Consider the following 8,900-nt stretch of genomic DNA (forward strand, 5'->3'; position numbering starts at 1 on the left):
GGGGGGGTGGGGGGCTCCACCACCCGGCGAAACTTCCAGTTTTCACGGGGCTCAACCGGCCAGCCACAGGCGCGAGGAGCAGCTGCGAGCGGATACGTTTTGTCAGCAGATAATGTGATCGCGTTGCAGAGCACCTCTGCGGACCGTTGCGCCGGTGCTATGCTGTGCCGGCACTCATCAGACGGCAAGGTATATGAGGCATGCCCGGAGTCACCCGCCGTACACTTTTTGCGTTCGCCGCCGTTGCGTCTTTCATTGAACCGACGGTTGCTGAAGGTGAAGCTACCTCACCTGAATTGCAGGTGCTGATCTCAGCCCATGAGACCGCCTATGCCGCGCTCCATCGGGTTGTTCATCGAGCGGGCAGCAGCTGGGGCGACCGCAAGAGGGCAGACCGGATTGAAGAGCAAGCATTGCTGGCCATTTGTTCCTATCCTGCGACCAGCCGAGGCGACCGCCGGGTCAAGGCCGAGTACCTGTTGACTGTTGAGGCCCGTGGCGAGCTCGATTTGGAAGAGCACGTGCAGGCCATCCTGTACTCCATGATGCGGGCCTGATCGCGCCTCAACTATGTGATGACAGGATTGCGCCAAGCAGCGGACATAGCTTGCGTACTCCAAGTTCCCGGGCAATCGGGCAAAGCACGCTCGAATCTCACCCTAATCGATAGGAATCCTGCCCATCCGATTCTTGATTGGGGTGATTAGGTCTTTGACGGCAATCGAGTGAGTTCTTTCGTCGGCAGAAGATTTCGTCTTTGGCTGCGTCTACGCTTTCTTGCAATTACTGTTTGTCCAAGGTAGAGCTCAGGGCCTTATCTCAGCAATTGGTGCAATATGAAGCAATCGGGATCGGGCTGCGGTCGCCCTCCAAGCGACGTCCCGCACGTCAAAGGAGAATGGATTGGCGGCGCAGTTACTTCATGTCGCTAAAGGGTGGTTCAGTCTACCAAAGGTGCTGCGGGGCCGTCGGCAGCCGCCTCCTCGTGCCATTCGCGCGCTCCTTTCTATGCCTCAGAGACACCCCGCAAAACCGAGATGAATCGCTGTGACCTATTGGCCCATCCGGTGCGATGCTGAGTTGCCTCCAGTGCTCTTCCCGCCGGAGCATCTGCGACAAACGCTGTTTGAGTTCCTGCCTCTCCGGTTCGGCTGTTCGGCCACCACGATCCGACAGGGGCTGAAGACCCACCTCAAGCGCACGGTCCCGCAGAGTTGGCGCAGCACCATGACGGGCGATCAGCTCGCCCGGGACCGGGCCATGGCAGCAACGCTCGGCAACTGCGCGGCTGCTCGCTCGCGAACAGCCGATATCGTGTTCGTGTCCGAGATGGACGACAGAAGATACGGTCGCGGGAGCTCGCAAGTCCGCACAAGAAGAGTGCGGGACAGCTTCGCCCAGCTTATTTGGTCCGGCTACGTGCGAGACCCCAGCCTCACTGAGCTCGTGGACTGGTGCGTGGGCATCAGCGTGAAGCGACCCGAGATCAGCGATGGAATCTTCCTCACAGCGCACACTCTCAGGAATGCCCGGCAGGCCGGTCCATTCCCGGTGACCGGACCCAAACTTGCGAGGGCGATCACGCTATTCGCCTCTCTTCTGCCCGAGGCGGAGGGACTTGATCTGCTCGAGACGGCGCTCGAGCTGGGCTGCAGTGAGCTTGCCGAACTGGGCCTAGGCTCAAGGAACGAAGAGGAGCCTGTGGGGCCAATGCAGCAAGCCGCTCCGGAACAGGTCGAGGCGCCGACCGAACTCCCTATCAATCAGCCGAGCCGACCTCGCCTCGAGCGTCCCAGCGAGCCGGTGATCCCAAGAATCGCACCGTCTAGTGACCTGCAACGGCAAGCGGTCGAACTTGGCGCAATAGCCAGTCGCAGCATGCGTTCCTCATCACACGCCTCCAAGATGGTCGGGTTTGATCCGACAGTGCTGATTGCGGCTCCCGACGAGCAGTGGGCGGACATCGTTGCTGCGGTCGATGCCGCGCGAGCGGACCGAAGCGCGCTCGTTGAGACAACATCCGCTGTCCAAGACAAACTATGCTCGCTCCGCGCAGCGATTGAAGCAGCGGTCGGGGTGAAGGTTGCGCCGAACCTCGCGGTTGACGCAGAACAGGACCTCGCCGGGCAGCTGCGCACCCACGAAGGGCTGGTGCTCGCGCTCGAGGAGCTGAAGCCCTCTACCTCCTGCCTCGCCAAGTGGCGCGAACGCGCAACTCTGCCCGCAGATCGCGGGAGTCTCGATGACCTTCTCGGCTTGGCGGCGTCCGAAGCCGCCGAACGAGAAGCTCGCTCACGATTCTTAGTTCATGTGAAGGACTGGGCGCCGAGCCGGTCCACCGCTGATCTGGCGGCCTTTCTCCACGACTCCAGTGCCGAAGAGCTCGAGATTATCGTCACTGATATGACTGATGATACCTGGATCGTGGGTGGGGCGCTCCTCCTGCGAGCCGCCGTCGATGCTGCAAGGGGAACGGTGCCCGAAGGCCTCTTGAACATCATCCTGTCGCAGCACGAGACCGGACGTCGCCGGTCACTTCTTCGGTTCGTCGATCCAAGCTCGTCGGCTTTCGACGAGCATCCCGATATCCGTCGCCTGGTCGCGGCGGAGCGGCTGCGAGACGCGCTCATCTTCGGGCCCCTCGCGCAGATCTCCGATCCGGGCGCGGGGCTCAGCGATCCTGAGCTGGTAGGCAGGACAGTGAGCAAGATTACCGAGTTGGTCACGGCCGCGCTCGACACTGTGGGGAGCGGACCGGAGCTGCTGCGGTTGGTTCAAGGTCCGGACCAAGACAGTCACGGCGCCGAAGCCGCCCTGACCTCGTTCATCGCAGCTCCTGCTGGGTTGAAGGGCAATTTTCGGCGTCTCCGCGAGCTGGCGCGCGAGTCCTTGCTGCTACCAATCCTGATCGACGGACGGCCAGATGCACGAAAGGCCAGAACGCTGGCTGCTGCGCTCGCGTCGCGAGAGGCAGCGGTCGCCGAAGTGCTGACCGAGTTCCATGCCGACCGCCCGATCGACCGACTTGAGCCCCGCCACGTTGAACAGTTGGAGCGATACCTCGATCAGGCGGCATTGCTCATCTCGGATTTCGCGTCAGAGCTCGACCATCGGCTTGATCTACGGTCACGCGCCGTGCGCGACGCGCTCCAGAGCGCCAGACAACAGCTTCGCGGCGACGGCTCTATCGGCAGCGTTGAGTGGCTCGAGGGGCAGCTGGCGCACCTGCTCGCGGGCGATGGTCTGCAGCATCGGCATGCGACGTTGTTGGGCTCGCCCGAGCCGTTAAACACGCGGACATGGTCGAGCTCGGATGACGGCTGGTTGGCGGACCATCTCGATCTGCCCGAGCGGTATGGCCGCCAACGACCCTCCACGATGGATGTGGCGGCGAGCGTGGTCAAATGGCGGTCCGTTGGCCGACTGCCCGGTCCGCACGACATCGTCGAGGAGCTAATCGCGAAGCGAGAGTTCGAAGCGGCGCTCAACGTATCCGAACGGTCCGGCGACGCGGAGGCGTCCGCGTTGGTGCGCGAAGCAGTGGCACCTACGGTCCAAGCGCTTCAGGCCCGTCGGACACAGTTGAATACGCAAGACGGGGCGGGCAGCACCTTCCTCTCCGAGGAGGACGCGGCAGTCGATGCCTGTCTTGCGCGGCTCGACCTTGATGGAGCTGCCGATCATCTCGATCTAATCGAGCTGGCTCTAGCTGAAGCTGCCGCGAAGCCCCAAAACGAGAGCGGGTCACTCCAACAGGAGCGTCTGCTTAGGCTCCTTGATCTCGCCGGGGTAAGCGTTGGGGGTCGGCACCTCCCGTCGGCCGACCTACAGTCGCTGTGGGACAACACCTTCGCCGCTCGCGCGCATGAGTGGCATCACCTCTCCGTGGTAGACGCCGCATTCGCTGGCAGCAATACCTACCTCACCGAGCTGGAAATGGATCTGACCGCCTTCCGAGCGGGCATCGAAGAGGCGGATCGGTGGCTCCCGAAGGAGATCGCCTCTAACTTCGCCGACCTCGTCCAGGACTCGGCTGTGAAACTCGGCAGCTGGGCCAAGTCCGCGCACATGCTCGTCGTGGAAGAGCGCAGCGCGCTGGCAAGCCTGACGCGATGGTTCCTCGACTTCGTCGTCGAGCGCGCACAATCGCTCAACCAGATCGACGACCCCGATGCGATAGAGACCGGCCTCCAGCGATTGCTCGAGGTCGCTGATTGCATTCTGAGTTCGGATCGCGCCGGCTTGTGCCTCGCTCAGGTGGAGTACATCGGCGAGATCGTCGTCTCGCCACTGGGCAGGGTCGGCGAGTCCGATCAGATCGAATCTGCGCCCCGTTCCGCAACCCCGGCAGACGACGAGGGCAATGTCGGCGGTGGCGCCCCAGTGAGCCTTGCCGACCCCTCAACCGAGGTGGCGCTACCACCCGACGTCCGCGACGCAATCAGGAGGGACGACTGGAACTACGCCGCCGAGGCATGCCGTACGGCTGCCGCCTCGGCTGGCACCAGCACTGCCGAAAAGCTTATCTCGCGCGCGAGGGCGTTTGCGGCGCTCGCGGACTTGAGCGCGCGCCCTGCCGCCGAAGTCGCCGATGCGCTGCCTGCGGCCGCAGCCTGGCTATCCAGCGTGACTGAAGAAGAGGCGGGCGTCGGTGAGTCTCGCTGGGCTGAGCTTGCTTACCGGCTGCTAACTGGCGCCGTCGCCGCCGACAGCAGCAGCGACATGGCACGCGCGCCTGCCCAGGGAGGGTCCTGGAGTGAGCTCCCGATCTCCCCGTTCGGTCGCATGATCGCAGGCGAACTGCCGTCGAGGACAAGTCGGGTCTTCAATGCCTTGGTCACGGGGGCAAATGGGTCCATCGTCGCGGAACGGGTGTGGGATGCTGCGACAAGCATCCGGGAGCCGCAAGCGTTCCGGACCCCGCTTCTCGTGTTCCTCCACGAACATGGCGCCCAGGAGGCAGTACTCAGGCTCGCGCACCGCTACGACAATGCGATCGAGGCACGGCTAGCACAGCTATTTGATCTCAGGGCGGTCGCGTCCAATCGCCCGGACCTGCTCCCTGTCGCGGAGGCGCTTGCCGGCCAGATTGCCTCGGACGCCAAACCGGGACCGTTTCGGACGTTCCTGCGCAACCTGCCGACAGCGGCACGGGCTGTAAAGCCGGCCCTCCGAGTCAGCTTGGACGATGATCTGCGGCTGCGTGAGCGAGGGCGGGGCACCGACTCGATCGATCTTCCGGTCGTGGTCACTCCCGAGGGATTGGTTCCCGCCCTGCTCGAGGTGCAGCTCTTCGCGGACGACGATGTGACCTTCGCCGACCTGTCCCGCCGTCGGGAACTTTCCGCAAGCCCGATTTACTTCGCCGCCGACTTCACGCTCCCGCTACGCTTCGGTCCGTCTTGGTTCGAAGCGAAGCAGGCCGGTCGGCGAGAAGGTGTCCGCTTGCGCTTCGCTGCCCGAACACTAACTGGGGACCTTATCCATGAGGACGTGGTCTGCAGCGTTCGCGCGCTTGATCGCAGTCGGCAGACGGGGCGCACGCTCGATACCGAGACGCTTCTCGAACTCTATCCCGGCGTCAGCAACACTCCGGCCATCGATGGTGCGTTCGTCGGCCGAATCGATGAACTAGAGCGCCTAAGGCAGGCCCTCGTCTCGGCGCGCCGGCCGAGTCCGGTGCTGCTCACCGGCATGCGCCGGATCGGCAAGACCTCGCTCCTATACAAGTTCCACAGGCAGCACGCGCAGCCTGGCGCTCAGAGCGCCATCACCTTCTATGTCTCGCTCGCCGAGCGACGCGTCGAGCTCGCGGCCCCCGACCAGTCAGTCTCGGCCACCGTGTTCAAGGCGATCTCGCACGGTCTGGTACGCCAGAACCTGACCACGGCCGACCAGAATTACGCTCTGTCCGCGCGCATCCGCGAGTCCTTCGGCAACGACTGGAAGCAGGCCCGCAAGGCAATCCAGGATTGCTACGATGAGCAGAGCCTGTCGGATTCCCTGATCGCCTTGAGCGACCGCGTCCGTGAGTGGACAGGCATGAGCGAGGTCCGCCTGCTGCTCCTGATGGACGAAGCCGAAGCGCTCGTCGCAGCCTATCAAGTCGGAGGCCGCAAACGCTTGGAGCTCGAGCAGCTTCTGCAGAGCCTCCGCGAAGTGTCGCAGACGACCGGGCTTGTCGGGATCTTACTGTCCGGAAGCAATCATATCAACGTGTTCGCTCGCGAGTACAAGAACGCCTTCTTCGGGAGCAGCCAAGCGATCGCGCTCGAAGGCTTCAAGGACTTCGACGCCGCCTCCAAAATCGTCGCGCCCAACGGTGTGATGCCCTACATCCAGTTCGATCGCGCCGCAGTCGAGTATGCGAGGGAGCTTTGTTCGGGCATGCCACAGTTCCTCTGGCAGGTCGGCGCGACCACTTCCTTCCAGGTCCGCACGGGACCGGCGATGCGGCTCGACATACGTGGCGCGGTCGCGACGTTGGTCCGCGGCAACGCCGACCTGCCGTTCAAGCCGTACGAGATCCTCGAGCCCATCGACAACATGCTGGGTCTCGAGGCGCCGCGTGAGCGCGACCTGCTATGGATGCTCCTTTATCGCGTGGCTCAGGCGAGTTCGCTAGCGGCGCCGGAAGCCGCGATCCCGTTCGTGATCGACCAGGCACTCCTTTCGCTGGACGGCAACCTGTCTTGGAAGCAGCGTCTGAGGTCGCTGGTCGATCTCAAGGTGCTGCGAATGGATTCGCCGTCCGCGGTCCGCTTCGAGATCCCACTCTTCGCCGAGGGCTTCCGGGCGCCGCGATACTGGCAGGAGTTCAATTTGCGCCAGCAGCAGGTGGCAGGATGAGGCGGGACTGCGGCTGGTTCGCGTCGCGGGCGCGCACTGTCTGGGGCGCCGTGCCCGGTCGATCCATGCTGCTGCTGGTGCCGTCCGGCTGCAATGAACCGAAGACGGCACGGATGGTTGCCGAGTGGGTGCAAGACCATTTCACCCTGCCCGCTCATTTCGCCAATCACCGTCCGATCTGTATTCGAGTGATCTCCGACGCGATGATGTCGAGCGCCCAGTTCACCACGAAGGTCGCGCAGCGGATCAGGCAACAGGCGAAGATCGCGGTCGACATCGATGCCGTCGACTACCCGAGCGACGTGCTTCAAAACGCCGTTGAGGCGGCGCTCGATGCCGGTTCCTATCCCATTCTGGTCATCGAGCGCTTCCACGCCTTCGCTACCATCCGCGACGGCGGAATGAGCTCGGTATTGTCGGGCATGCGATCGCTCGAGCATGAGCGGAAGCTGACGACCCTCGCTCTTTCGCCGGTTGGCTACGATGCGATCCGTAGGGAGCTGGATGCGCAGCAGCCGTTTCTGAACTCCGTATACGGCGACAATCACGACCAGGCTGTGATGAGCTTGCTATCCCGCGAGGACTTCGTCTCGGCGGCCCAGGATCGTGGGATCGCTCCATCTGTGGCGAATCGCCTCTACGGTTGGGCGGGAGGGCCAGACGCGGTCTATGAAGGTCTGCTCGACGTGGCCGACAGCGGCAAGGATCAGCTAGTCGCAAGGTGCTTGGATCGTGCAGGGCCTGCCGTCGATCGGTTCCTCGCCCGTTTCATGGCGATCCCCGCATCACAGCGTCAGGAGCTTTTGGCCGCGTTGGCGCTCGGCAAGGTTAGCCCGGCGCAAGGAGCCTTTCTACTCCAGAACCCGCTCCACAATTTTCTCTGCAAGCGCAACGAGAGCAACGAGCTCATCTGCTCCACCCAGATACTGGCGCGTCGAATTCTGCAGGGAACTCTTCCCCAATGGAGCGCCTATGGGGATTGCCTGACCGCGCTGGAGGAGGGCGATGTCCGACGAGCAGGCATGCTTGCGGCGACGTTAACCGATCCCGACCCCCGCCTGACCGCGTTCCGCGAGCTCATCAGCTTGCGATCGGCGCTCCATCCCGAACCGAACCGGGGCCTCTTCGGCATCGACTGGCCGGCAGTCGATCAGGGCCTCAAGCAACTGGGCCGGCTCGATCCCGAGCTCCTTCAGCCTTTCAGGGACTGGCTTGACCAGATCAGGCGATGGGCAGAATACATCACGAGAATCGTCGGCTTCCCGAGACTGCGAGCCGACGTGCTGGCCAGGCGAGCTGCGGATCCGGAGCTGCGCACAGCGCTGTTGTTCATGATCGTAGGCGCAACCCGTTCGGCCCTGGCTTTGCCAGAGCCGGCCGGGAGGGTGAACGCCCTCGTCAACGTCCCGGAGACTATCCTACAAACCATCGCTGCGGGCTTCTGCTCGATCGATTTCGCCAACTCGCCCGTTGAGTTGGTCGAAGCGGACTTCGACGGGTATTTCAGTGGCCAGACAGCTTTCGTGTTCCCGTCAGCAGGACAGAAGATGACACTGTCAGCTCTCTTGACCGTCGTGCCCGCCATGCTCGCCCGGCAACGCACCAAGGGGGCATCCGCGCTTGTCGATGCGGAACAAATCCGGCCGCTCCACGGTAAGCTCATCGACGCGGTGCGGAACCCTGCGGCGCACACTGTCGTCGCGTTTGCTTCCAGGGATGCCGACCTCCTGCAACAGGTCTGTGTAAGTTGGCTGCACGATTGGATCGCCATGGAGGGCTACGAGAGCGAGGTGGACATCCCGGGGATACGCGATACACCTAGTTGCGAGGCTCTCGGCACCTTGCTGATGGGCTGATTGGACCGCCTGACCACCCTACCAGGGGTACGATCAATGCCCGCTTCCCGCAGACGAAGCTGACCTTGAACGGTACTGTCGGGGTTGCTGATCAGACACTCTCGAATCTTGGTGCGAGTATGAAATAAAAACAGCCGGGGAAGTTGTGGCCGCTTCGACTGACGAAAAAGCGCTGCAGCTCTCGCAGCACGGCGC

General features: G+C 63.2%; 3 protein-coding genes. All 3 read left to right on the plus strand.

Annotation, left to right across the window (positions count from 1 at the left end):
• Positions 1 to 200: 200 nt before the first annotated feature.
• The 3 genes from E5W87_RS10210 (at position 201) to E5W87_RS10220 (ending at position 8,705) form a co-directional block, all read left to right on the plus strand.
• Entirely contained in the window at positions 201 to 557 is a 357-nt protein-coding gene (locus tag E5W87_RS10210; protein WP_292396620.1) for a hypothetical protein, read from the plus strand.
• A gap of 490 nt (positions 558 to 1,047) precedes the next feature.
• A complete protein-coding gene (locus E5W87_RS10215; protein WP_292396623.1) occupies positions 1,048 to 6,849 on the plus strand; it encodes an AAA family ATPase in 5,802 nt (1,933 codons plus the stop codon).
• A 65-nt stretch (positions 6,850 to 6,914) separates the two neighbouring features.
• On the plus strand, positions 6,915 to 8,705 hold the full coding sequence (locus E5W87_RS10220) for a hypothetical protein (protein ID WP_292396625.1): 1,791 nt from the start codon (positions 6,915 to 6,917) through the stop codon (positions 8,703 to 8,705).
• Positions 8,706 to 8,900: the final 195 nt, after the last annotated feature.

The sequence above is a fragment of the Mesorhizobium sp. genome (genome assembly GCF_004962925.1).
In the GTDB taxonomy this organism is placed as follows: domain Bacteria; phylum Pseudomonadota; class Alphaproteobacteria; order Rhizobiales; family Rhizobiaceae; genus Mesorhizobium.